The sequence below is a fragment of the Terriglobia bacterium genome (assembly GCA_020073495.1).
GTDB lineage: Bacteria > Acidobacteriota > Terriglobia > Terriglobales > Acidobacteriaceae > JAIQFD01.
This window is the reverse complement of sequence record JAIQFD010000002.1, coordinates 135113-160225: the sequence shown is the minus strand read 5'-3', so window position 1 is coordinate 160225 and position 25113 is coordinate 135113. Positions and strand designations below refer to the sequence as shown.

General features: G+C 62.7%; 21 protein-coding genes and 1 tRNA gene. 6 read left to right on the top strand and 16 right to left on the bottom strand.

Going from position 1 to position 25113, the window contains the following annotated elements; genetic code table 11:
• Window positions 1–29: 29 nt before the first annotated feature.
• On the top strand, window positions 30–1118 hold the full coding sequence (gene lpxB, locus LAN37_04485; GenBank protein ID MBZ5646463.1) for a lipid-A-disaccharide synthase: 1089 nt from the start codon (window positions 30–32) through the stop codon (window positions 1116–1118).
• Window positions 1119–1257: 139 nt separating this feature from the next.
• Window positions 1258–3330, top strand: coding sequence for a tetratricopeptide repeat protein (locus tag LAN37_04480; GenBank protein ID MBZ5646462.1), 2073 nt, complete (start codon window positions 1258–1260; stop codon window positions 3328–3330).
• Between the two features lie 166 nt (window positions 3331–3496).
• Here the strand turns inward: LAN37_04480 and LAN37_04475 are convergent, their stop codons facing one another.
• The 6 genes from LAN37_04475 to LAN37_04450 all read right to left on the bottom strand — a co-directional run bounded on the left by LAN37_04475 (window position 3497) and on the right by LAN37_04450 (window position 8756).
• A complete protein-coding gene (locus LAN37_04475) occupies window positions 3497–4624 on the bottom strand; it encodes an SAM-dependent methyltransferase (GenBank protein ID MBZ5646461.1) in 1128 nt (375 codons plus the stop codon).
• Complete coding sequence (locus LAN37_04470; protein ID MBZ5646460.1) at window positions 4621–4917, bottom strand: hypothetical protein; 297 nt, start codon at window positions 4915–4917, stop codon at window positions 4621–4623. Before LAN37_04470 ends, LAN37_04475 begins: the two co-directional genes overlap by 4 nt.
• Before the next feature lie 59 nt (window positions 4918–4976).
• On the bottom strand, window positions 4977–6218 hold the full coding sequence (locus tag LAN37_04465) for an ABC transporter permease (GenBank protein ID MBZ5646459.1): 1242 nt from the start codon (window positions 6216–6218) through the stop codon (window positions 4977–4979).
• Window positions 6219–6221: 3 nt separating this feature from the next.
• On the bottom strand, window positions 6222–7469 hold the full coding sequence (locus LAN37_04460; GenBank protein ID MBZ5646458.1) for an ABC transporter permease: 1248 nt from the start codon (window positions 7467–7469) through the stop codon (window positions 6222–6224).
• Window positions 7470–7636: 167 nt separating this feature from the next.
• Window positions 7637–8569, bottom strand: coding sequence for a 3-hydroxyacyl-CoA dehydrogenase (locus LAN37_04455; protein ID MBZ5646457.1), 933 nt, complete (start codon window positions 8567–8569; stop codon window positions 7637–7639).
• Window positions 8562–8756, bottom strand: a complete 195-nt coding sequence (locus LAN37_04450; GenBank protein MBZ5646456.1) for a hypothetical protein — start codon at window positions 8754–8756, stop codon at window positions 8562–8564. Before LAN37_04450 ends, LAN37_04455 begins: the two co-directional genes overlap by 8 nt.
• Window positions 8757–8875: 119 nt before the next feature.
• Here LAN37_04450 and LAN37_04445 point away from each other — a divergent pair, with 119 nt between their 5' ends.
• Entirely contained in the window at window positions 8876–9358 is a 483-nt protein-coding gene (locus tag LAN37_04445; protein ID MBZ5646455.1) for a hemerythrin domain-containing protein, read from the top strand.
• Between the two features lie 26 nt (window positions 9359–9384).
• Here the strand turns inward: LAN37_04445 and malQ are convergent, their stop codons facing one another.
• The 4 genes from malQ to LAN37_04425 all read right to left on the bottom strand — a co-directional run bounded on the left by malQ (window position 9385) and on the right by LAN37_04425 (window position 15507).
• Window positions 9385–10953 (bottom strand): 4-alpha-glucanotransferase, encoded by a 1569-nt coding sequence (malQ, locus tag LAN37_04440; protein MBZ5646454.1) that lies wholly within the window; start codon window positions 10951–10953, stop codon window positions 9385–9387.
• 136 nt (window positions 10954–11089) lie between these two features.
• The gene (locus tag LAN37_04435) at window positions 11090–13057 is read right to left on the bottom strand and encodes a peptidyl-prolyl cis-trans isomerase (GenBank protein ID MBZ5646453.1); all 1968 of its coding nucleotides are present in this window, start codon (window positions 13055–13057) and stop codon (window positions 11090–11092) included.
• A 324-nt stretch (window positions 13058–13381) separates the two neighbouring features.
• Window positions 13382–14824, bottom strand: a complete 1443-nt coding sequence (locus tag LAN37_04430) for a hypothetical protein (protein MBZ5646452.1) — start codon at window positions 14822–14824, stop codon at window positions 13382–13384.
• Window positions 14821–15507, bottom strand: a complete 687-nt coding sequence (locus LAN37_04425; protein ID MBZ5646451.1) for a response regulator transcription factor — start codon at window positions 15505–15507, stop codon at window positions 14821–14823. The genes LAN37_04430 and LAN37_04425 overlap by 4 nt, the downstream gene beginning before the upstream one ends.
• 379 nt (window positions 15508–15886) lie before the next feature.
• On the opposite strand from LAN37_04425, the gene LAN37_04420 reads away from it, so the two are divergent.
• Together LAN37_04420 and LAN37_04415 are read left to right on the top strand one after the other, a co-directional pair.
• The gene (locus tag LAN37_04420; GenBank protein MBZ5646450.1) at window positions 15887–16345 is read left to right on the top strand and encodes a hypothetical protein; all 459 of its coding nucleotides are present in this window, start codon (window positions 15887–15889) and stop codon (window positions 16343–16345) included.
• A gap of 47 nt (window positions 16346–16392) precedes the next feature.
• Window positions 16393–17616 (top strand): lactonase family protein, encoded by a 1224-nt coding sequence (locus tag LAN37_04415; protein ID MBZ5646449.1) that lies wholly within the window; start codon window positions 16393–16395, stop codon window positions 17614–17616.
• A 720-nt stretch (window positions 17617–18336) separates the two neighbouring features.
• Here LAN37_04415 and LAN37_04410 read toward each other — a convergent pair.
• Window positions 18337–18882: a DUF1579 domain-containing protein gene (locus LAN37_04410; protein MBZ5646448.1), complete on the bottom strand. Its 546-nt coding sequence runs from the start codon at window positions 18880–18882 to the stop codon at window positions 18337–18339.
• Between the two features lie 337 nt (window positions 18883–19219).
• The gene (locus LAN37_04405) at window positions 19220–21046 is read right to left on the bottom strand and encodes a tetratricopeptide repeat protein (GenBank protein ID MBZ5646447.1); all 1827 of its coding nucleotides are present in this window, start codon (window positions 21044–21046) and stop codon (window positions 19220–19222) included.
• Between the two features lie 486 nt (window positions 21047–21532).
• On the opposite strand from LAN37_04405, the gene LAN37_04400 reads away from it, so the two are divergent.
• Complete coding sequence (locus LAN37_04400) at window positions 21533–22000, top strand: YbhB/YbcL family Raf kinase inhibitor-like protein (GenBank protein ID MBZ5646446.1); 468 nt, start codon at window positions 21533–21535, stop codon at window positions 21998–22000.
• Between the two features lie 49 nt (window positions 22001–22049).
• Here the strand turns inward: LAN37_04400 and LAN37_04395 are convergent, their stop codons facing one another.
• From LAN37_04395 to aroA, 4 genes are all read right to left on the bottom strand, one after another.
• Window positions 22050–22841, bottom strand: coding sequence for a tetratricopeptide repeat protein (locus tag LAN37_04395; protein ID MBZ5646445.1), 792 nt, complete (start codon window positions 22839–22841; stop codon window positions 22050–22052).
• A gap of 249 nt (window positions 22842–23090) precedes the next feature.
• A complete protein-coding gene (locus LAN37_04390) occupies window positions 23091–23597 on the bottom strand; it encodes a nuclear transport factor 2 family protein (protein MBZ5646444.1) in 507 nt (168 codons plus the stop codon).
• 90 nt (window positions 23598–23687) lie between these two features.
• Window positions 23688–23763: transfer RNA gene (locus LAN37_04385), tRNA-Lys, on the bottom strand.
• 17 nt (window positions 23764–23780) lie between these two features.
• Entirely contained in the window at window positions 23781–25079 is a 1299-nt protein-coding gene (gene aroA / locus LAN37_04380; GenBank protein MBZ5646443.1) for a 3-phosphoshikimate 1-carboxyvinyltransferase, read from the bottom strand.
• Window positions 25080–25113: the final 34 nt, after the last annotated feature.

The following is a 25113-nucleotide window of genomic DNA, read 5'->3' as shown; positions in this document are numbered from 1 at the left end:
TGATCTCCGCCGGTGAGGCCTCGGGCGAGATGTACGGCGCAGCCCTCATCGACGCGCTCCGCCGCCGCCTCCCCCAGCTCGAGTTCTTCGGCGTCGGTGGCGAGGCCATGCGCCGCGCTGGCTGCGACACCGTCGTGGACGCCCGCCAACTCTCCGTCGTCGGCATCACCGAGATCCTTCCCAGGGTCCCGAAGATCTACTCGCTCTTCCGCCGGCTGGTGCGCGAGGCTGAGCGCCGCAAGCCCGGCGGCGCCATCCTCATCGATTCCCCCGCCTTCAATTTCCGGGCAGCTCGCGAAATGCACGCCCGCGGCGTCCCGGTCATCTATTACGTTTGCCCGCAGCTCTGGGCCTGGCGCGAGGGCCGCGTGGAACGCATGCGCAAGTGGGTGAAAAAAGCCCTGGTCATCTTTCCCTTCGAAGAGAAGTGGTACCGCGACCGTGGCGTGGACGCCGAATACGTCGGCCACCCGCTCGCCGACGTGACTCCGCTCGCCCTGACCCGCGCCCAGTTCGCCGCCGAGCACAAGCTCGATCCCGACAAGCACTGGATCGCCCTGCTCCCCGGTAGCCGCCGCAAGGAGGTCCGCATGAACCTGCCCACCATGGTGGAAGCGGCAGAGCATATCGAGCCCGAGTTCGAATTCATCCTCCCGGTCGCCTCCACGCTCGAGCCTGCCTGGGTGACGCGCCTGCTCGCGGGCACTCATCAGAAGATCACGCTCGTCTCCCATGCCCGCGGCGCGCTCACCTTCTCCCGCGCTGCCGTGGTGGCCAGTGGGACGGCCACGGTCGAGGCGGCGCTGAGCGCCGTACCCTTCGTCGTGGTGTACCGCGTGACGCCCCTGACCTGGCGCCTGGGACGGCCACTGCTGCGCGTGCCTCACGTGGCCATGGCCAATCTCATCGCCGGGCGCGAGGTCGTCCCCGAGCTGATCCAGTCCGATTTCACATCGGGAAACGTGGTGGCGCGGCTGGAGGAGATTCTGCCCGACGGCCCTTCGCGTGAGAAAATGCTAGCGGGGTTGGCCGAAGTCCGTTCTTGTCTCAAGCCGGAGCGGACGCAGCCCGCCAGCGAACGCGCCGCCGATGCCGTTCTTCGTGCGCTTGGGCGATGACACCGGCGTGACCCGCGATTTTGACCGTTGGAGGGGGGTAGCCGTCGGGTGTGATTCGTGCCTCGCGAGTGGTTCAGCGCATCTTTTTTGCGCCAACTTTCATCTTAGGAGTCAGCCGAGGACCTGGAGATTTTCACCTATGTCATTTGCACGACGGCCCCTGGGAAGCGATTCGCGATTCCTGTTGGCCCTGTTGCTGGCGCTGTCCAGCGTCGCGTCGTTCGCCGCCGAGAAGCCGCGCATCGAGGTCAACGACTACGTCATCAACGCGGAGCTGGTGCCCAATACGCACCGCCTGGTGGCGCGCGCCAGGGTGAAGTTCACCGCGCTCGAGGACATCAGCATCGCCGTCTTCGAGCTGCACAACGCCCTGCGTCCGACCCGGGTGCTCGACGCCGAAGGCCACACGCTCTCCGCGGAGCGCGTCACACAGGACTCGACCGTCCGCGTCGCCCTGCCCAACGGCTTGAACAAGGGACAATCCACCGAGCTCACGTTCGACTACGACGGTAGACTCCAGTCGGCCGACGAGAGTCCCGTCGAGGGCCTGAAGCTTGCCAGCGTCAATGACGACATCAGCTACCTGCTGTACGCCGGGCGCTGGTTCCCCATGTCGGGATACGGCATCAACCGCTTTACCGCGAATATCAGCGTCATCGTTCCCAGCGGATACACCGTGATCGGCAGCGGGCGCATGACCGTCGGTCCGGCGAAGTCCGAGGTGGTCGGTTCGGGGCCGGATTCTGCCTCCGATCGCCGCGGTCGGCCCGCGCCGCCCAAGCCCGCGACCGCCGCCCGCAGCGAAGCCGGCAAGACCATGTACTCCTTTGTCTGGGACCGGCCGAGCTTCCCCGGAACCATCATCGCCGGGCGCTTCTCGCCGGGCATGCAGACCCGGGGCGGCTTGACCATCCGGACCTTCTTCAAACCCAACCACAAGGGCCAGGAAACCGCTTACGCGGATACCTCCGCGCAGGAATACGAGTTCTTCAGCTCGATTTATGGCCCCGCCCCATCCCGGACGATCAACCTGGTCGAGCTGCCGGACGACACCGTCCCGTCCGCCTGGGCGCCGGAGATCGTGGCCTTGGCCGCGCGCGCTATCCAGGAAAAGACCAACTACCGCCTTTTGGCCAACACTCTCGCCCACCAGTGGTGGGGCGTCTCGGTGGCGCCGGCGACACGCAACGACTTCTGGCTCTGTGACGGTTTCGCCCGCTACTCCGAGGCCCGTTATGTCGAGCAGGCGGCCGGCCAGGGTGGCTACGAAGAGGTCACCAAGGACATGTCGGTGGGCGCGCTCGCCTACGATACCGTCCCCCTCTCCAGCATCGGCAAGCTCGACCCGTTCTCCCCCGAGTTCCAGTCCGAGACCACCGACAAGGGCGCCATGATCCTGCACATGCTGCGCTGGGTCATCGGCGACGAAGCCTTCGACAAGGCCATGAAAGGCTTCGCCCAGCAGTATGCCGGCAAAACGGCTACTGCCGACGACTTCCGCAAAATGGCCGAGTTCGTCTACGGCGAAAACCTGACGTCGTTCTTCAGCCAGTGGCTCGACTCCACCGGCGCGCCCGAGTTCAAGAATAAGTACACCGTCTATCGCACGCCCAAGGGCTTCCGCGTCGTCGGCGAGATCACCCAGGACCTCGACCTGTTCCGCATGCCGGTCGAATTGCGCATCGACACCGACGGCAAGCCCGAGGCCAAGCGGATCGAGGTGGTGGGCACCGATTCTCCCTACGTGGTTGAGACCTTCGGCAAGCCGCGCCGCATCTCCATCGACCCCGGCAACGACGTGCTGAAGAATTCGTCAGAGCTCCGGGTGCGCGCCAACATCCTGCGCGGCCAGTCGTTGGTGCAGCAGGGAGACCTGGCCGGCGCGTTGCGCGAATTCCAGAAGGCCCTGGAGTCGAACCGCAACAGCTCGCTGGCGCACTATCGCATCGCCGAGGTCTTTTTCCTCCAGCGCAACTACCAGGCCGCCGCCAACTCCTATCGCGAGGCGCTCAACGGCAACGGCGAGCCGCGCTGGGTCGAGGTCTGGAGCCACATCCAGCTGGGCAAGATCTTCGACTCTACCGGGCAGCGCGAGCGCGCCACCAACGAGTACCGCCAGGCACTCGCCACCAACGACAACACCCAGGGCGCGCAGGAAGAGGCCCGCAAGTACCTCCAGGCCCCCTACAGCCGCGAGAAAGATAAGGGATGATGACGTAGCGCCGGCGTCTCGCCGGCTCTCCCGAGGGCGTCTCGCCCTCGACAATCGATACTGTCGTTCGTGTCAGGGCACGGCTTTAGCCGTGCCGCAACAATGCCAACTGAATGCGGCTTTAGCCGCTGGGGGAGACTGAACTAGCCCAGTCCCTTGACACGTACTATCGCGCGAAGCTCAGGCCGCCCAGCCGGGCGGTCTTCTCTTCTTCCACCCCGCGCGACATCACCAGCACGTGGAAGGTCTCGCCCATGCCCGCCGGGGTGACCAGGTGCTTCAACTGCAACGCGACCTTGGCTTGCTCCTGCGGCAGGCGGCAATCCTCGAACGCATCCGCAAACTGGTTGGCCTCGCCGATCCCCATTAGGAATTGCGATTGCGTCAAGAGTCCGAGATGTTCCAGCCCCGAGGCTTCACCCACCGCCTGCAAGGCGGTGAAATTCACGTGCGCGGTGATGTCCTGCTCCCCGGGTGCGGCGTAGGGATCGTCGCTGGCGGTGTGCTGGCGGTAGGTCATGATCGTCCCGCGATGCCGTCCCGCAAGCTGCTCTCCGCGCGTGTAGCCGTAGTCGACCAGGACCGCGAATCCGCGCGGCACGGCATCGGCGATGCGCCGCATCCATTCCAGCGCCAACGGCGCCGCCTCCACCCGCTCGTGCGCCTCGGGATGCACCGAGTAACGGTCCAGGAACTCCAGCAACTCTGGGCTCGCCGGTGCGAACGTCTCGAAGAGCCGGTCGCCGCTCACATCCACACGCACCTCGCCGCGATGGTCGATGACTTCCACCGGCAGCGCATCGAAGAATTCATTTGCGAACACAATGGTAGAAACGCCACTCGCGGCGTCTCTCGCCGAATCCAGGGAATCGTGCACCGATGCCTTCCCCGCCGCCACGTGTTCCTTCAGCCGTTCTCCCAACCCCTCGCGCAGCGCCGGCGACAACTCCACCAGCGCGTAGTGCAATGCCGCAAAGAATTCGGGGAACTTCTTTCTCGACCAGTCCAGTACGTCGCGCGCGAACAATCCGCGCCCGGGTCCCAGTTCTATGACGCGCAGGGGAGCGGGAGCGTCCAGCGCCCGCCACATCTGCTCGAACTGCCGCGCCAGCAGCCGCCCGAACACCGCGTGCACGTCGCTCGAGGTGTAGAAATCCCCCGCCGTGCCGAACTGTGTCGCGTTGCGGCTGTAGAAGCCGTGCTCGGGGTGGTAAAGGCACAGCTCCATGTAGCGGGAGAATGGCATCAGGCCATTTCGCCGGATCTCCTCGGCGATGACCTCGCGCAGAGTCACCCTCGCTCCCTCGCCTGCCGCTCCTTCAGGTCCTGCGGCGTGCGGATGAACATCTCGACGAAATAATCGTGCAGGCAATCGTAGAGTTGGCGCTGGAATTGCCACTCGAAGTTTGGGCCATCGATATCGCGCGGGTGCAATGGGAAAACGTACGTGTGCACCTTTACTTCGGGGTTCTTGAAGGTGATGAACACCTCGACCGCTTCTCCGGCCTCGCGCGCGTCGAAGTTCAGCACCGGGTGTTCGTAGAGCTTGAGCTGGTCGAGGACCTTCTGCAGTCTCGCGTTCGCCACCGATTCATTTAATCACAGGGAGTGCTCCAAGCTAGGAGCTAGAAGCTAGCGGCTAGGAGCTATTCGTACCGCAGCGCCTCGATCGGGCTTAGCCGCGCCGCCTTGATGGCCGGCAGCATCCCGCTCACGATGCCGACCACGATCAGGATCGACGTCGCCACCAGCAGGTTGCTGGGATCGATGATCAGCCGGATGTCGCCCGCCTCCGCGTTCTTGGCCAGCGCGCTGTACAGCGTCAGCCGCCCCACCGAGAACGACACGATGTAGGCCAGCACCGTCCCCAGGACGCCCCCGGCGAAGCTGATGGTCAGCGCCTCAGCCAGGAACTGGAACAGGATGGCGCGTTTCTTCGCCCCCAGCGCCTTCAGCGTCCCGATCTCGCGCGTCCGCTGCTGCACCGACACCAGCATGATGTTCATCAGCCCCACCCCGCCGATGCCCAGCGTCAGCGTGCCGATGAATGCCAGCAACACCTTCAGCCCCATGGTGATGACGCGGAACTGGTTCAGCTGCTTCATCGAGTTGAACAGGAAGATGGCGCGATGGTCGTCGGGATTGAACTGGTGCACGGCGCCCAGCGTTTGCCGCACCATCTTCTCCGTCTTCTCCCAGTCCATGCCCTCGTAGTCCAGCCAGATGGCGTCGATGTACTGGCTGTTCTTCAGGTCGCCCGCGGTCAGGAAGGGGATGTAGATGATGCGGTTGATGTTGTCGTCGCCCTCCTGCATCTTCGGCTCCAGCACCCCGATCACCTGGAAGCTGATGCCGTCGACGCGGATGGTCTCTCCCACCGCGTACCGCCCGGAGAACAGCTTGGTCTTGGCCTCGCTGCCGATCACCGCCACCCGCGCCCGCTGCAGGTTGTCTTCCTCGTTGAAGAACCGTCCCACCGCCGGCTTCAGCACGCGGATGTTCTGTGTCGAGGGATTGTCGCCGATCACCTGCAACTGGTACGAGCGGTTGTCGGCCTGCACATTCGCGTCCTTCCACAATTCCGGCGTGACATGCTTGATGGTCGGCACCGCTTCCGCCAGCCTCTCCACATCGCTCACCGTGAGGCGGATCTGCGCGCCCGCCTTGGCGCCGCCAACCTGCATCGAGGTCCGCCCGGGGAAGATGGCGATCACCTTGGCGCCGAAGGATTCGAAAATGTGCTGGATCGCCACCCCGAAGCCTGATCCGTACGCCAGCAGCAGGATGACCGTGGCGATCCCCCACGCCATCCCCAGCATGGTCAGGGTGGCGCGTTTCCGGTTGTGCTGCATGGCGCCATACGCTTCGTGGATCAGGTCGGTGAACATCTTCTACTCCTGCCTCAGCGCTTCCACCGGCGGCAGCGCCGCCGCTTTGCGCGCCGGATACACCCCGGCGGCGATTCCCGCCAGCGACAGCGAGCTCACCGCCAGCGCCGCGCTCGACGCCACCAGCGTTGGCGGATCGAACCCGTCCGGTGACGGCAGCCGGTGCAGCAGGTGCATCAGCAACGCCGCGGCCCCCATCCCCACCGCTCCCGACACCACCGTCAGCGTCATCCCCTCCAGCAGGAACTGGGTCAGGATGTTGCGGTTGGTGGCGCCCAGCGCCTTGCGCAGTCCGATCTCCTTGGTGCGTTCCGCCACCGACACCAGCATGATGTTGATGATCCCGATCGCCCCCAGCGCCAGCGTCACCAGCCCCACGCTCCCCAGGAACATGTTCATGGCGTCGAAGATCTTCCCCACCATCTCCTGGTTCTTGACCGTGTCCCAGTCCTCGAAGGCGTCCTCGTTGTTGGGATTGAAGTTGTGCTTGCGCGCCACGACTTTCCGAGCTTCCTGGCGCGAGAGGTCGTGGTCCGCTTTCGACGTCGGCGTGTAGTTGATGAACGAGATGGCGTTGGGAACGTCGGTGTCTTTCACCGCGAAGTACTGCGCCAGCGTCTCATACGGGATGTACGCGCGCACGCTGGTCGAGTTGTTCTCATTCTTGGTGAAGTTTGAGATGACGCCGATCACCTCGAACCGGATCCCGTTCAATAGGACGTGCTTGCCGATGGGCGCTTCGTCGTCGGGGAACAGGTTGCGCTTCATCTCGTAGCCCAGCACCACTACGTTGCGCCGCTGCTCGTTGTCCAATTCGTTGATCCAGCGCCCTTTGCCGATCGGCAGGTAGCGGATCTGGTTGAAGATCGGCAGGATCCCGGTCACCTGCCCGTTCGAGCTCTGGAACTCGCTCACCGCGCGGATGTCGTTGCGGATCAGCAGCGGCGTCGCCCACTTCACGTGTGGCTGCTTCGCGATATCGAGGTAGTCGTCGTAGGTCAGCCAGTAGCGCCGCAGCCCCGTGCTCTGCCCCGGCATCGCGGGCACCCGCCCGGGGAAGATAAACATGATATTTTCGCCGAGTTGATCGAGTTGTTTCTTGTTGCCCGTGCGGAATCCTTCGCCCACCCCCACCAGCAGCAGCAGTGAGCCCACTCCCCACGCGATCCCGAACATGGTCAGGAACGAGCGCAGCTTGTGCGCCCACAGCGTGCGCAGCGTCTGGCTGAAGATGTCGAGCAAGATCCGCATGTTCTCAAGTACGCGCTTTCGACCCGAAATGTTCCTGCTGCCTGCCATGTATGAGACTGATTCTGCGGCCCTTTGTTACCGATGCAGGAGAAAAAATAAGGGGAGCGTGAGCTCCCCCCTAGCTACTAGCTGCTAGCTACTAGCTACCAGCTACCAACTACTAGCTACTATCTGGTCTTCATCTCCCTCGCCGTCAGCGCCGCCACGTCCAGCCCCTTCCCGCTGCTCGCCGCCTTCGCCTTTTCGTCGGGATACTCGTACACCCCACGTCCCGACTTGCGCCCGAGGCGACCGGCCTTCACGTACTGCACCAAAAGTGGTGCAGGACGGAATTTCTCGCCCAGCGTTTTCTGCAGGTACTCGAGGATGTGCAGACGCGTATCCAGCCCTACAAGATCCACCAGTTCAAAGGGTCCCATAGGATGGTTCAAGCCCAGCTTTAAGGCCTTGTCGATGTCCTCCGCGCTCGCGAGGCCCTCTTGCAACATGTAGAACGCCTCGTTCCCGATCATGGCATTGATGCGGCTGGTGATGAACCCGGGCGATTCCTTGATCACCACCACTTCCTTGCCCATGCGTCGCCCCACCTCGACCGCCGCCTTCAGCGTTTCGTCGTCGGTTTCCAGCGCGCGCACCACCTCCAGCAGTTTCATCTTGTGCACGGGATTGAAGAAGTGCATGCCCACGCACTTGGGCGCGCGGTAGGTCACCGAGGCGATCTCCGTGATGGACAGCCCCGAGGTATTGCTCGCCAGGATCGTGCCCGGGGCGCAGATCTTGTCCAGCAGGGTGAAGATCTCGATCTTGGATTCCAGCTCTTCCGGGACGGCTTCGATCACCAGGTCGGCAGCGCGGGCAGCCTCCTCGATCGAACCGGCGAAATCGATGCGGTTGAAGGCGGCGTCCGCCTCTGGCGCGCTCACTTTGCCCAGCTCCACCGCCTTGTCCAGGTTGAGGCGGATCTCCTTTTCCGCCCGCCGCAGGCTGGTCGGAAGGATATCTTCCAGGATGGCCCGGTACCCGCCCAGCGCCGCCGCATGCGCGATGCCTCGCCCCATGATCCCGGCGCCGATCACCGAAATGGTTTTGATCTCAGCCATTGCCGCCCTTTTCCAGCGTCTCCAGCACCCTTTCGTAGTTGGGGTCCGACTTGCGCATGTACTCGGCGAGGCGCTTCTTCTCCTCCTCGGTCATCATGGGCATGTTGGCGGTGACGCGGCGCAGCGTGGCCGCGATGTCGTCGATGTAGTTCATCATGCGGATGAGTTCGCCGGTGGTCGTTGACATGATCTCCTCCTCCCGGCATCACGGGGATGGCGGGACGTCCTGCTTCGCCGCAACTGCGCCGGCGAATCTGCTATTTTCATCGCTGCCGGGGATTTAGTAAAGTCGGGTTCCGAGGACCGATGCTTCGCGACAAGAACCTCATCCCGCTCTCCCACCAACACCAGCACGCTCTCGCTCTCTGCGTCCGCATCGAGCGCTCATTGAAGACGGGCGGCCACGCCGCCGATTGGCACGATGAGATCGCCCAAATTTTCGCCTCCGAGATCCGCTACCACTTCGAAGCCGAAGAGAAGATCCTCTTTCCCGCCTGCGAGAAATACGCGCCGTTGAAAGCGCTGGTCAAACGTCTGCTGTCCGAGCACGCCACCCTGCGCGGCCTCTTCACCATGGCCGCCGCGAAGAAGATGGACAACCGCCAGCTTGAAAGCTTCCACCAGACCCTCTCGCAGCACATCCGCACCGAGGAGCGCGAGCTCTTCGAGCAATGCCAGACGCTGATGTCAGGGGAAGAGATGAACTCTCTCGGCGCCGCCATGCAGCGCTATTTCGAGACCTCAGGCATGCCCGGAGCCACCTGCGAGATTCGTCCGCCCTCCGATTGATCCGCTCTGCGGGACCGCGCGCGCTCTTACGCCACGAACTCCTCACCCGCTTCCCCGGATCTCTGCTGGCGAGCCGCGAGCCCGCGGTCGCGGTCGCTGACCTCCACCAGCGTGGCCAGCCGCTCGGCCAGCGCGGGCGTGAGCGCGCCCGGCTTGTAGCGCCAACTCCAGTTGCCGTCCGGTTTGCTGGGCACGTTCATGCGCGCTTCGCTCCCCAGGCCCAGCACGTCCTGCAGCGGGATCACGCACAGGTCCGCCACGGACCCGATGGCCGCCCGGATGAAATCCCAGTGGACCCCATCACTCGACTCGCCCAGGTAGGCGCGGACGTCGTGTTTCTCGTGCTCCGTCGCGCTTGACGCCCACCACCCCGCCGTCGTGTCGTTGTCGTGCGTGCCGGTATATACGACGCAGTTGGGGACAAAATTCTGCGGCAGGTAGATGTGCGCCCCCTTGTTGCCGAAGGCGAATTGCATCACCCGCATGCCGGGGATGCGCAGGCGCTCGCGCAGCGCGTGCACTTCCGGGGTGATGAATCCGAGGTCCTCGGCGATGAACGGCAGGTCGCCAAGTGCGTTGCGCAGCGCGGTGAATAGATCGTCATTCGGACCCTTGACCCAGCGTCCGTGGACCGCGGTGGGCTCGCTCGCGGGGATCTCCCAGTACGCCTCGAAGCCCCGGAAGTGGTCCAAGCGCACGATGTCGCAGGTGCGCGTCGCCCAGCGCATGCGCTGGATCCACCACTCGTAGCCCCGCTGCCGCAGCACGTCCCAGCGGTAAAGCGGATTCCCCCAGCGCTGCCCGGTGGTGCTGAATGCGTCCGGAGGCACTCCGGCCACGACGTAGGGATTGCGCTCCTCGTCCAGCTGGAAGAGCTCGGGATGGGTCCAGACGTCGGCCGAGTCGTAGCTGACGAAGATGGCGACGTCCCCGATGATCTTGATCCCCTTCTCCCGGCAGTAGTGATGCAGCGCACGCCACTGCTCGTAGAAGGCGAACTGGATCACGCGCCGCATCGCCAGCTCCTCGGCCAGCTCGCGCCCGGTACGGTCCAGCGCGGCGGGATCGCGCTGCGCCAACTCCCGCGGCCAGGTGTTCCAGCTCGCGTTCTGGTAGCGCTCGCGCAGGGCCTCGAAGAAGACGTAGTCGTCCAGCCACCAGATGTTCTCCTGGTGCCAGCGCTCGAAGCGTTGCCGGTCGGCGTCGCGGCCTTGCCGCAGGAAATTGCGCGCGGCCTCGCGCAGCAGAGGCATCTTGGCGGCGCGCACCCGCTCATACTCCACCGGCTTGTGTGGGACAGCCGCCCTCGGCTGTCGTTCGTCGAGTGCCGACAGCCTCTGCGCTTCGATCCATCCCCGCTCCGCCAGCCGCTCCAGACTGATCAGCAGCGGGTTGCCGGCGAACGCGGATGTGGATGAGTAGGGTGAGTTCCCGTATCCCGTCGGCGACAGCGGCAGCACCTGCCACAGGCCCTGCTTGGCCTTAGCGAGGAAATCCACGAACCCATACGCCGCCGGCCCCAGGTCGCCGATGCCGCCGGCCGACGGCAGCGAAGTCGGATGCAACAGGATCCCGGAGGCGCGCTCGAAGGGCATATTGGAAACTGTAGGCTGCGCGTGTTTGCGCCGCTAGGAAAATCTGATTGGCGTCATCCGGAGCGAGGCGCGCCCGTACTTGGCCCGCCGAGTCGAAGAGCCTGTCCCGGGCCGAAGCCGAGGGGACCCCTGCTTCTTACAGCCCCGCCCCTCCAAGCTTCTCCTTGAAGAGGCGATCGCGCTCGTCCTTGTTCCAGCGGATCTTGCCTTCGGCTTCCATGCGCTGGCGGAGATTGGCGGCGAAATTCTCCAGCACCATCTCCCGCTTGCGCAGGAGTAGCGACTCGCGTAGCTGCTCGCGGCTCTGGTCCATCTCCAGCAGCGATGGCTCGTGCCGTTCCACCACCGAGAGCACGATGCCGTTCCCCGCTCCGCCCCGGATGGGTGCGCTGATCTCGCCCGGCTTCATTCCGAACGCCACCGACGCCTGCCCGGTCATGGAACCGATGTCGGGTACTTGGCCGTCCGGCCCGACCAGTTCGCTGGTCTTGACGGTCGCGCCGGACTCCTGCGCCGCCTTCTTCAGGTCGTGCGCGGCGCGGGCGCGGTCCGACAGCTCCTGCGTCTTCTGCGTCAGCATCTGCTGCGCGCGCTCGCGCTTGAATTCGCTTTCCACCCGCGCCCGAATCTGCTCGAACGTCGGCGTCTGCGCCGGCTTGATCTGCATCACCTGGTAAACCACGAAGCCCTGCGCCACCGGCGCGATCGCCGCCGCCGACTTTTCCGTCGCGCTGAACAGGCGCTCCATCAGGTCGGGAGACACGCCCACCCCCGGAAGCTGGCTCGTGCGCGTGAAGAACTCGGTGTCGGTGGCGGAGAAACCGTTCTTGGCCGCCGCCTGCTCCAGCGAGCTGGTGCGCGCCTGCGTCTGGATGGCATTGGCCACCTGTTCAGCGTCGCGCTGCGCCTTCTGTCTCTTCACCAGCGGCTCGATCTGGCTCTTCACCTCGTCGAAGCTCTGCAGGTGCGCGCTCCGCTTGTCATCCGCGCGGATGATGTGAAAGCCGAACGAGCTCTGCACGATCCCGCTGGTCGCGCCTTTATCCAGGGCGAACGCTGCCTGCTCGAATTCCTTCACCGTGCGCCCCCGCCCGACCCAGCCTAGAGACCCGCCATTGTCCTTGCTTCCTGGGTCCTCGGAATTCTTCTTGGCCAGCGCTGCGAAGTCGCCGCCTGCCTTCACCTGCTTCAGGACGTCCTCGGCCTTCTTGCGCGCCGCCGCCACCGCCTTCTCGTCCTTTGCGTCCGGCGTGGCGATCAGGATGTGGCGGACATTCACCTCGTCCTGCACCCGGAACTCTTCCTTGTGCTCGTTGTAGTAGCGCTGCAGGTCTTCCCGCGTGACCGGCATTCTCTCCGCCACCCGCGCCGTGTCCACCACCACATACTTCGCCTTGCGCTGCTCCGGGATCGCGTCCTTGTACTTGGTCTTGTTGCGCTCGAAATAGGCGCGCAGTTCCGCCTCGCTCGGGTTGATCTGTTTCATCGCGTCTTCCGGCGAGATCACCGCGTACTCCAGCTTGACCTTGGTGTTCTGCTGCAGGTAGTACGCCTTGACGTCGTTGGGCGTCACCATAACGCCGTCCTGCACCAGCCCGCGCAGCTTGCGCATCAGCAGCTCGCTCTTCAGTGCCTCTTCGAACTGAGCTACCCCCATGTGCAGATTTCTCAGGATCAGGTCGTCGTAGGCCGCTTCGCCGACGAATTGCCCGTTGGGGAACAGCGTCGCCCCCCAACTGCCGTTGTGCAGCTCGTCCTGGAGTTCGGCGTCTGTGACCTTCAGGCCCAGCCGGTTGGCCTCCGCCATCATCGCCTTGACGGTGATCAGGCCCTCCGCCGCCTGCTCGCGGATGAACGGCATGAGCTGCTGCGGATAATTGCGCTGCGTACGGATTTGTTCCGCGCGCATCTCGATCTCCTGCATCGTGACCTGCTGGTCGCCGATCTGCGCCAGCACTCCGGGCGTGGTGTTCGCGAATCCGAACGAGTCCCCGAGGAACCCGCCGGGGATCAGGCTGATGACCATGGCGAAACAGAACACCAACAGGACGGCGCTCAATGCGATCTTCTTGAACTTTCCGGGCGTCTGAAGAAAACGGATCATGTTTTTCTAGGAACTCCGATCATTAGTGGCCGAATTTCCGATTATACCAGCCGATTTTCCTTCCCGCCCTCGCCGGGACCTCTCCTGTCAGGTTCCCTCGTGCCTGCCTTCGTGTTCTTCAGTTCAAAGGCTGACCGCACACCCCATCGCTCACTCTTGAGCTTCCTGTCGGGTAACTGGTGAGAAGGGCTGTTCTCGACAGTTGACAGTAGTCAGGCCGTCGAGGCTGAGTTACGGAACTGGCGTTGCTGCTGCGTAACGCAAGGACGTGCGCACGATAGAGAATGTTGGCTCGGTTGCATGGGGCACCCGGCGCGCTGCAGTTCAGAGCGGCACGGCTACCGATCCTGCAACGGCACCGCAAAAAATCACTTCGAAGCGCGTGCCGACGTTCACTGTGCTGGCCACACTAATCGAACCCCGGTGGGCAGTGACGATGGCCCGGCAAATCGCCAACCCCAGTCCAGAACCTCCGGTTTGGCGAGAGCGAGAAGGATCAATACGATAGAAACGTTCGAAGATCCTAGGCAGATGTTCCGGCGGAATCCCCTCGCCCGCATCTTCGACCGTTACCGCCGCCCTGTTATCCTCGAGTCTTGAAACCGTGATCCTTACCGACGCGCCCGGCGGGCTGTGCCGAATCGCATTTTCCAGAAGGCTTGTCCAAAGCAATTCCAGATCTTCGCTGTCACCGCGCAGGTGGATCCGATCGCTAGAAGTCACTATGACTTTGACGTTCCTGGCTTCCGCCAAACTCTGCACACGTATGGCTGCGCCTTCGCAGGTCGATGTGAGCTCACACGAATGAACGAATCGCTCCGGGTCGATCGCCGGGAGCTGCTCTATCCTTTCGAGGCGCAACATTTTGTCCAGGAGTGTCTCCAGTCGGAGCGTGTCCTCAAGAATCCTGGTGAGCCCGGCCCGATACTCAGCGGCCGGCTTGTCCTGGTACATCAACACCTGGACGGAGGATTTCACAATCGCAGCGCAGGTCTTCAGCTCGTGAGCAGCGTCGCTAGTGAATTCCTGTTGTCGAACGAACGACGCGTGGAGACGAGAGAGTAAGTCGTCCAACGCCTGGACCAGAGGCTTCAACTCCGCAATCTCCGAGGCACGCGGATCGGGCGGGAACTCCCAATTGTCAGTGGAAATGCACGCGGCCCGGGAAGCCAGATCTTGAAGCGGTTGCAGGCCTCTGCGCACGAGAACGGCGGCAAACACACTGGTGCCAACAAAGAGGAGCAAACTCGCGCCGCCGAGATAAGACCCGAGTTGCGCCACCCGCCGGTTCATCTCAGCCGTGCTGGACGCATAAAACACGGAGACTTTCATCTCCACCAGGCCAACCTCTTCTTCTTCCGGAATAGATACATCGTGAAGAACGACACCTCGATACGGAACCCCATCCTTCAGAAAGACAACGACTCCCGAAGGGTTCGGGGCCCGGTAATCTAAGCTGGCGTGCCAATCCGGAGACACTGCCACCACAGAGCCTCGTTCATCCCACATCTCAAAAAAGTCCGGATGGCCCGCGATCCCGGATCTCGGAAGGGACTTTGCATCCACCACCAGCCGCGGGTTCGGTTCTTCCGACAGGTAGGCTAAGGCAGCGAGCCTCATGGCGTTCGCGTACAGAGTTGCGTCGAACGCGGAAAGGAAATTCGACCTGGTCAGCACAAACGCGACGGTAATCAACCCGGCAGTCAGGATGAGCTGAGAGACAAGGATGGCCCCAATCACTCGCTGCGAAAGAGACAACGTCTTCATGCGCCTTCCGGTTTGAAGCGGATCGAATAGCCCTGGCCGCGGAACGTGTGAATCAGCTTCACATCGGCTCCTTCGTCGATCTTTTTTCGCAAGCCCCAGATGTAGACCTCAATGACGTTGGCATACTGGTCGCGGTTGTAGTCATACAGGTGCCCGAGCAACTCCGCCTTGGATATCACCCGCTCCGGCTGATGGGCCAGGTATTCCAGAACCCGGTATTCCATCGGGGTCAGTTTGATTTCTCTCTCACCCCGATGGACGGTCCGCCGTATGCTGTCGACACGCAAATCTCCCACCGCAAGGATGGGCGATGCCTGGTTCTTTCCTCTGCGGACCAGGGCCTTCGCACGAGCAAGAAGTTCTCCCAAATCAAATGGCTTGGCCAGGTAATCGTCCGCACCATCGTTGAGGAGCCTCACGATGGATTCCTTGTCGTCCCTCGCCGTCAACACGAGGACCGGAGTCTGTATCCCAGCCTTCCGCAGCCGGGATAGGACTTGGGCACCATCAATCCCGGGCAGCATCAGGTCAAGAATGATGAGGTCATACTCGTCCGATGCCGCCATAGACAGGCCATCGCCTCCGTCGTGGGCAAGGTCGACGGCATACCCCGCACCGGTCTTCAAGATCCGGGCAAGATTCTCCGCCAACCGAGTCTCATCCTCAACAACGAGGGCACGCACTAGTCGCTCCTTGCCAGTTCGACCGCCGTTTGCACTGGTTGCCGGCCCGTGCACGATCGCAGATTCCGCAAAGCCGGGAGAACCAGCGCCTCGGGTCATTTCGGATGGATGCCATCATGGCAGCACCTCCTGAGGCCGTCCAGCCGAGTTTCCGACCGGAACTTATGCACCAAACCTTAAGGTTTCCTTAAGGTTCGACCTAATAGAATCCCGCCCCGATTCGCCCTGGTGGCGTCAGTGTCACACGGCGACGCTCAACGATCCCGGACCTGTAGATGCTTCCATATCCAACTGCCGCGTGTAAACACGCGGCGGAGGTAATTCAATGGTCAGAAAAGGCATTTGCATCGCAGTTTTTGCTCTTCTTTCCTCAAGCCTGGTGGCCCAAACAACACCGAAGTTTGACGTGTTCGGCGGGTATTCCTACGTGCGGTCCGACCCGGGCTTCAGTCTGCCTGCAGGGAACGCCAGCGGCTGGGAAGGCGCCCTGACCTACAACTGGAACAACTGGTTGGCGCTGAAGGCCGACTTCGACGGCCATTACTGCTGCGATCAAACCATGCACAATTTTCTGTTCGGCCCGCAGATCAACCTGGGGCATGGGAAGGTGAAGCCGTTCCTGCACGGACTGGTGGGCGGCAGCCACGGCACCTCGACCGGAGGCTTCTCCGACACGGTGCTGGGGTTCGCGCTGGGGGGCGGGATCGACGTCAAGTGGACGGAGCGGATCTCGGTCCGGCTGGTGCAGGCGGATTTATTGGGGACACGTTACGCGGACGAGACGCAGAAGAACCTCCGGCTGTCGGCGGGGCTGGTCTTCCACTTCGGCAAGAGGTAGCGAGATCGCGCACGGCGGGGGTTGCCGTGCGCACCTGAGGATCGAACATGAAAAAGCAAAGATTGATGGTTCTGCTTGCATTCGCGTGCCTGGTGATTATTGCCAGCATCATCGGCTGTGGCACCGCTGTGATTGACGGCTTTCTGATCCCGGTGGGAAGCTTGCAGCCGAAGTTTGTCTACATCGTGTGCGATGGCGATATTACTGCCTTTGCAATCGATCCCAACACCGGGAAAGGCACCCCTGTTCCCGGGTCGCCGTTCGCCGTGGCTGGTGGGAACGGCGGGCAGGACGAGGCGGTGCCCGATCCCAGCGGCCGGTTTCTTTTCGTGCCGGAATCGGACAACGACGCCGTCGGTGTGTTCGCCATCGATCAGACCACGGGTGCACTGAAAGAGATCGCTGGTTCTCCTTTCCCCACGGGCACCGACAATTTCGACGTCGTACAGCCAGTCGTCCACCCCACCGGCAGGTTCCTTTATGTTCCGGAGGATTCCGACAGCCAAATAGTGGCCTACACGATTGGCGCTGACGGAACTCTGAAGACGATGGCGGATTCCCCGTTTCCAACGTCAGTAGTCAACGATCAGGGTGTAGCAATTCACCCCAGCGGCAATTTCCTCTATGTGGGGGCCCAAGACGGGGGAGTCATCGTCTTTTCGATTGACGCGAACGGCGCCTTGAAGGAGATCTTGCCTCCAGCTGCTGGAGGCGAGGCTGGAAGTACGAAGATCCTTGCCATCCCTAACGCAGGAAACTTCCTGTATGTGACGGACCCGGACAACGATACCGTTTGGGCTTATCAAATCAACCCCAGCACCGGTACACTAACGAACGTAACAGGCTCACCGTTCAGCACGGGCGTGGCGGGAAGCAATCCGCAAGGAGTTGCTGTCACCCCGGACGGTAGGTTCGTGTTCGTCGCAAACAACGGGGAGTTCGACTCCGCCATAAACGGCAATGTCGCAGCCTTCTCCGTGAACCCATCTTCCGGTGCGCTTACAGCAGTGCCCGGGTCGCCGTTTACCGCTGGCCCGAATCCCCAACGCATTGCGGTGGACCCATCCGGGAACTTTGTGGGTGTCACCATCGAAGATGCAGGTGAAACACCAGGCGGCGACGCGCCAGTACCAAAGGCTCCAGCTGTACCAGGGACGGCCGGCTTGTACGTTTTTCAGATCAACCAGCAGACCGGAGCCCTCACCCAGGTTCCCGGGTCGCCCTTCGACACGAGCCAAGGGCCGGAGGGAATTGCGGTCACACATCAGTAAGCAGACTTGAGTTTCAATGCGAGAACATAAGATCGTTATCCAACAATCGTCTATAGGCAGGCCTCGCAAACCGGACTCAGAACGGCGCAGCATGCGATTCCTGCTCCGACTGTCCCCCAAGGAGCGGGCCAAGCTGATGCGGGCGTCTCACGGCCGACAGGAGACCATCGCGGATATTCTTCGGAAGGGTGCCCTTCTGTACCTGAAGGATGGAAGGAGTAGGCGGCACAGAAGCTAAGCTAGACTCGTGCCGTGGCAATCATCGCCCTCTAACCCCGGCACTTGCGCACCAGCCAACTCTTTGCTCTCGCCGGAACGCCAGTCCGACCATCAGAGGCAGAAGAAGTGCCGACATCAGTCGTAGCCTCTTCATAGAGTCTCTGGGCCGAGAAGATGGGCTGGACCGATTGTACGCATTCTGCGCCACGTGTGTACCGCCTGCAGTGACCGTTCGCACATCATCATTTGACGATGACGCAAGTAACCGGGCATCGCGGGATTCGAAACTCACAATTAGTCACAGTCAAATGCTCAGTGTTGGGCTTTCGAATCCACAGAAGCCTTTGCCGTTAGGTGCTGATGAATCCCCTTCTCATCAGCGACCGAGCGATTCCAACCAGCCCGCGGCAACAAATTTTCGAAGCCAGGCGGGTGGCCCGGACGAAGAGCTGCGGCGCACCCCCACGACACTGACGGTACAGGCACTTCAGGCAGCAGTTTTCACTTGGGGCTGACCGCGCCGGCGGCGGGCCAGTCGGTGTCGCCCACGCGCTTGAGGTTCATCTCGAAGAAGCGGACAGGGTCCTTGCCGGGCACGATGCGGTCCCCAACCTCGCGCCACGCACCATCCTTAATGACGGCGGTGTAGTGGATCGTCATCGGCCCGGCGGGGATGTCCCACGTGTAGCCATCGGGAGTGAGGGTCAGCACGAAATCGCCGACGTATCCCATCGCATGTGAGTGCAGCGTGTAGACCTTTGTCGCCGGATTAAAGGAAATGGTGCCGAAAGCGTTGAAGGTGACCTTGCCATCCGGGTCGTATCCCCGTCCCTCGATGACCTTCACCGACCCATCGAGGAACGGGCCGATCCGCTCCGTCTGCGTGATGGTGTGCTTCTCGCCGGATGGCAGGATGGTCCACGCAGGGCCTCGCCACACTCCGTCCATGTATGCCAGCCGGACCATGGCGTCGCGCTGGGCCGCAATGAGTGCAGCCGGGCTGGGACGCTCTTGTGCTGGAGCAGCCAGCGACACTCCCACGATCATCATGAGCGCGAATCCCAGGTGTGCGGATGACGTGAGTCGATATCTAAACATTTCTTGTTCTCCTTATCATCATCGGCTGGCCCACCGATGCTGCGGCAGTCTACTCCCGTTCTTGGGTGAACGGAACCTTCAGATCTGTAGCTTCACTGCTGGTCTCAAGAGGGAGGTCCGCTTATCGCAGCTTCGCGTACTCCGCCTTGGCTTCTTTCAGGATGGGAACATCCGGGTCGGCGTCTTTCCAAAGCGCCAGGAAGCCCTGATATGCGGCATGAGCTTTGGCGGTGTCGCCGCTCATGGCGTACGCGCGGGTCAGGGCGCCCCGCGTCCGCTCCTTTGGCTATCGATGCGTACTTGAGTTCAACCCCGCATCCACCTCGCCCATGATTTTGGATGCTTCCGGATTCGCACCAAGTTTCAGCTCCAGCTCCAGTTGCTCCTTGGCCTCACGCAATTTGCCCTGGTACTTCATGGCCGCAGCGAGCGCCAGGTGATAGCCGGGCGTTTGGGGATCGAGTTCGGCCGCCCGGCGGAGCGTCGCTTCCGCCAGCGGCATCTTGCCCTGCGCGTACTGCGACAACCCGAGCCTGTAAAGAGCGTAATCGTTGCTGATGACTTCCCGTTCGCGATAGTTGTTTACGGCGCGCTGAAAGAAACCTTCCGCCGACGCCATGTCCTGGATCAAATAGTAGGCCGCGCCCAGCCGGTAATTGGTCAGGAACTCATCGGGCTCCAATGCCTCCGCCCGGTGAAAAGCGGCGAGTCCTTCCGGGTGGCGCCCGAGTGTCATGAGCTCTTCGCCCAGAAGGCCCCACGCCATCGCATTGTCCGGGGAAATCTGCACAGCGTGCGTGAAGAGCGCGAGGTCGTTTCGATAGGGCGGCTCTTGAGCCCGGACAGAAAGGGAAAGGCCGAGCGCCGCGGCTACGATTGTCAGATGGCCGAGCCAGCGCACCTTTATCGCCGCGGGTAGCTTCCCGTGTTGCGTAGCCGTCCGTAACGCCAACGCAAGCAGCATGCACCCTCCGGCTGAGGGCAGGTAGAGATAGCGGTCGTGCGCGAGATCGTTCCGCCTGAAAACCCACACTCCGATCAGCGGTGGCAAGAGAGAGAGTGCCAGCAGCAGTCCCGAGAACGCGGCCGCCCTGGACTTGCAGCCCCAGAGAAACAGTCCCACGCCCACCGCGCAGACGGCGATCAGCGGCAAGTAGAACTGCGCCGAGGCGATCGAACCGCTCCTCGGATCGGAATAGATCGGAGACAACCCGGAAGGGATCACGAGCTTTCGCAGATAAAACCACAACAGCGAAGGTGCTTCGCGCAACACCTCCCCAAGCGTGAACGTAGCCTTTCCTCCGGCCAGTCCTCGCAGTGCATGAAACCTCAGCCCGATGTACACCGCCGTCACCAACGCGAATGGGACCTGCATTTTCGCGGTCGCGAGCAAGCCGGCCGGCCGAACTTGCGCGCGACAGTCCCGCTCCAGCCACCATTCGCACGCAAAGATCATCGGCCAGACCACGATCGCCGACTCCTTTGTGAAGAGCGCAATCCCGTACAGCATCACCGCCACCAGCAGCGGCGCCCGGCGGTGACTCTGGCGGAAGCGAACATAGCTATAGATCGCTCCCAGGCCGGCTGCCGTGAACAAAACCTCCGGCACGGCTGACACCCAGGCGACGGCTTCAATGTGAATGGGGTGAACCGAGAACAGCAGGGCTCCCCAGCCTGCGACAACGCCATCGCTAGTCCACTGCCGCAATACGAGGAAGAACATCCCCGTCGCGGCCAGGTGCGCGAGCAGACTGGTCAGATGCCAGCCCCAGGGCGCGGTTTCAAACAGGATGTGATTGAGGCGCAGCCACAGCAAGAATAATGGCCGGTAATAGTTGCCCCCACCCCCGGGAAAGACGCCCGCCCACACGTTGGCGGTGAAGTATTGTGGCAGGTAGCTCCAGGACCTTAGCGCAGGATTCTCGACGATTTGCTGGGTGTCGTCATAAATGAAGCCGTAATCCAGTGCCGGCCAATAACTGACCACCGCCAGCAGCAATGCCAAGCCGAGTAAAAAGCCCGGAAGGTGCCGGAGCTCCTCCGCCGACTGCGCAAGACTCTTGTCGCGTCGGTTTCTGTTGATGACCGCCTTATCCATCTGCGCTGTCGCCATTATCCCTGACGTCGGTCCCAGGGCACCTGGAAAAGACGACCAGACTGGGACAACCACGTGACCTGCTCCCCGAAAACCAGGCTTCGACTGTCTTCAGAATCATCTCCAGTCGATCTCCATCTGATTCGCGAACGGCTGCATGTCTTTGAAGAGATCGGCCGGCCCGATAGGATTTGGACGTCCTGGATAACTGTTGAGATGGTCCTCCTGTCGTGCTCGATCATCCCATCCGGCTGATTGAGCGGCGGACCATCTCATTAATCCCCCTCCTCACCAGCGACCGAGCGATTCCAACCAGCCCGGGTAGACAACTTCGGAAGCTGGGCGGGTGGCCCGGACGAAGAGATGCGGGGCACCCCACTCTGAAAAAAGAAGGTGTACCATTCTCCCCACCTCACCTGGCCGGAGTCGCCCATGTTCCGTCTTGCTCCTCTTCTCCTCGTCACCCTCTTGGCCGCAACTCTTTTTGCCCAGAAAGGAGGCCCCATGTCTTTCTCCCTGCAGTCGTCCGCCTTCAAGGAAGGTGCCGACATCTCGCGGCAATACACCTGCGAGGGTGCGGACATCTCCCCCGCACTCTCCTGGGGTGAGGCGCCCCAGAAAACACAGAGCTTCGCCCTCATCGCCGACGACCCCGACGCTCCCGTCGGCACCTGGGTGCACTGGGTCGCCTGGGACCTGCCCGCCGCCACTCGCCAGTTGCCGGAGAACGTCGCCAAGACCGCCGACCTTCCCGGCGGAGGACACCAGGGAACGAATGATTTCCGGAGGATTGGCTACGGCGGGCCCTGTCCGCCCCCGGGCAAGCCGCACCGCTACTTCTTCAAGCTCTATGCCCTGGACACGAAGCTGAACCTAAAAGCTGGCGCGGCCAAGAGAGACGTGGAACAGGCCATGAAAGGACGCGTCCTGGCCGAAGCGCAATTGATGGGCAAGTACCAGCGCGGCCGATGAAAAAAAACGGCCACCCCGCTTCCCGGATGGCCTGGCGGGTTCGCTATGCTCATTCCGGCTTGCTGGACATCAATTCGGCAAATCGTGGGTCCGCGCGCACGGTTTCGAAATCCGCGTCCTTATACACATCGCCGATCCGCGAGTAATTGTCCTCCTTGGCTTTGCGCAGGCAGTGGAGACACCGCTCCACGTCTTTCCGCGCGGCGTACATTTTCGCTAGCACGTAGAAGTAGTACGCCCGCTCCTGCGGTGTCGAGACCCGCGCCTCCGCTCCTCCGGACGTCACCCGCGTCAGGATTTCGGGATCGATCTCTACCGCCCGGTTGTATTCGACCAGGGCCTTCTCGATCTTTCCCTGCGCGAACCATGCCGTCCCCAGGTTGCTGTGGAACGATGCCGACGTTTCCTGCAGCGCGATGGCTTTTTCGTATTGCTGCGTCGCTTTCTGGTAAGCGCCCTGCAGGTAGGCCGCCACACCCAGGTTGTTGTACGCCGCGGCGTACTGTTTATTCTTCTTCACCGCTCGTGCGAAGGATTTCTCTGCCTCGCGCAGCTCACGCAGCTGAAGCTGCGCGATGCCCGCCTTGTTGTACAGGACTGCATTCGATTTGTCCTTCCGCTGTGCAGCCCGATAGTAGCTGAGTGCCTCCTCGTAGGCTTTCTTCTCCCGCAGCGCATCGCCCTCCTTCTCGAGCTCTGCGACGGAGAGGTTTCCGGGCGGGTGCACGGCCTTCGCGGCCCGCTGGTCCACCGGGTTGCTTTGCGCCAGGCTCTTTACCGTTCCCAGCGTCATGGCCAGCGAAACCGCGAGTGCGCATACGCAAATGATCGTCTTACGCATGAGACTCACTCCCGAGAGGCCGCGATGGGTAGGAGCTTACTTCGCCCGCCTCTCCTTCGCCCTTTCCTACCACTTTCGTGACTCGGTTTTCCGTGATTCCAGTCACTCCGGCGCGTGAGCAAGCGGACCATCGCAGCTGCGCCAGAAACTGAATTCAGATTGCAGGTTTGGAACTTCAGGTTTGTGATGTCGCCACGCGCCGCGTCCGCGCGAATGTTTGGTCCGCAACCCCAAAAGCTGTTGAGAATCTCAACGCTTGCCGCCCTGGGACGCAGGCTGGACGCTAGTCTTCGCGGCCTTGGAGATGTATCGGCTGGCCAGCTTCTGGCCTTTCCCTTCGTGCCGCCAGACGTCCACCACGAAGAAGTCACCGCTGGCATCGTTGTCCCCGAATTTGGCTTGTTGGTGGAGTACGAAGCTCACCACGTCCGTGTCGGGGAACGCCCGCACCGCCATCTGCCGGGTGCCGACGCTCACCGGATGGTAGCCCGCCATCCAATCTTCGCGCGGCACCGGATCGCCCGGCGGTTCCGGAGACCACTGCTCGAAGTCGTCCCCCAGCAGTTGGCCGAGCTTGGCCCGGTCTTGTTTTTGCGCCGCGCTCGCCAGTTGTGCCTCCAGGTCGGAGTACAAGGCCACCAGCCGCGTCCGGGTCGCGATCCGCCCGCCCGTGGGCGGCTTGCCCCTCGCCCGCTGCGCCGTCGCGCTGGCCAGCAGCGCGCAGATCACCGCCGTTTGTATCAGGAACTTGCGCATCACGATCGGAAGGAGCGTTTCGCTTGGCTGCCGACTCTTCACCACCAACCACCAGCGACAAACCATCAACGACAAACGACAGGACTCATTTGGTGAGTGCGGCAGGATTCGAACCTGCGACCCATGCCTTAAAAGGGCATTGCTCTACCAGCTGAGCTACGCACCCACCCAGCAACAGTATAGTCAGCGCTCGACGATGGCGTCGAGGGTGGTGAAGAAGCCGGGGAAGGAGATGCGGGCGGAGGCGGCGCCGCGAATGAGGGTGTCGCCTTCGGCGCGCAGGGCGGCGACGGCGAAGGCCATGGCGATGCGGTGGTCGCCCATGGCATCGATCTCGGCGCCGTGCAGGCGCTGGCGTCCGGGAACGCGCAGCCCGTCTTCGCGCTCTTCGACCGCGGCGCCCATGGCGCGCAGGTTGCGCGCGACCGCGGCGATGCGGTCCGACTCCTTCACGCGCAGCTCACGCGCGTCGCGGATTTCGATGCCCTCTTCCGTATAGGGGCCGATGGCCGCCAACACCGGCAATTCGTCGATGAGCAAGGCGGTCTGCGCGCCGGCGATGGTGGCGCCGTGCAGGCGTCCCGGTTGCAGCGCCACACTGCCTGCCAGCTCGCCGTGGCGCTCTTCCACCTTGATTATGGTGGTGCGCGTTCCCATCGCGGCGAGCAGGTCGAGGATAGCGGCGCGCGTGGGATTCAGCAGCAGGCCTTCGATGACCAGATTCGATTCCGGGTACAGCGCCGCCGCGCAGAGGAAGAAGGCAGCGGAGGAGATGTCGCCGGGAATCACGGCCTCGATGGCGTGCAGCTTCTGTCCACCAGCGATCGCCGCGCGATTGCGCTGGCGCGTGACCTCCGCCCCGAAAGCGCGCAGCGCGAGTTCGCCGTGGTCGCGGGTGCGGAGAGGCTCTTCGACCTGGGTCTCGCCATCGGCCAGCAATCCGGCGAAGAGCACACAGGTCTTCACCTGGGCGCTGGCTACGGGCAGCTTGTACTCGATCGCCTTCAGGCGCCCGCCTGTGATGCGCAGGGGCGGGCGTCCGCCCGCGCTCTCGATGCGCGCCCCCATGGCGGTGAGGGGATCGATGACGCGCCCCATGGGCCGGCGGGAGAGCGACTCGTCGCCCACCAACTCGCTCGTGAACTTCTGGCCCGCGAGGATCCCGGAGAGCATGCGGATGGTGGAGCCGGAGTTGCCGCAGTCGAGCACCCGCGAGGGCGCACGCAGCGAAGTACCTACGCCTTCGATCTCGACTGAGCCGGAGGGGTCCCGCTGCACGTGGCAGCCCAGCGCCTCGACGCAGGCGAGCGTGCTGGCGCAATCGGCGCCGGTGGAAAAATTCTCCAGCCGGGTGCGGCCTTCGGCCAGCGCCGCCAGCATGGCATAGCGGTGCGAGATGGACTTGTCGCCGGGCAGGCGCACGGCTCCGCTCACGTTCCTGGCAGGGCGGATGGTCAACGAGTTGGCGTCGGGGGCGAGCAAATCGGGATCTGTAATTGGTAATTTGTAATTGGCA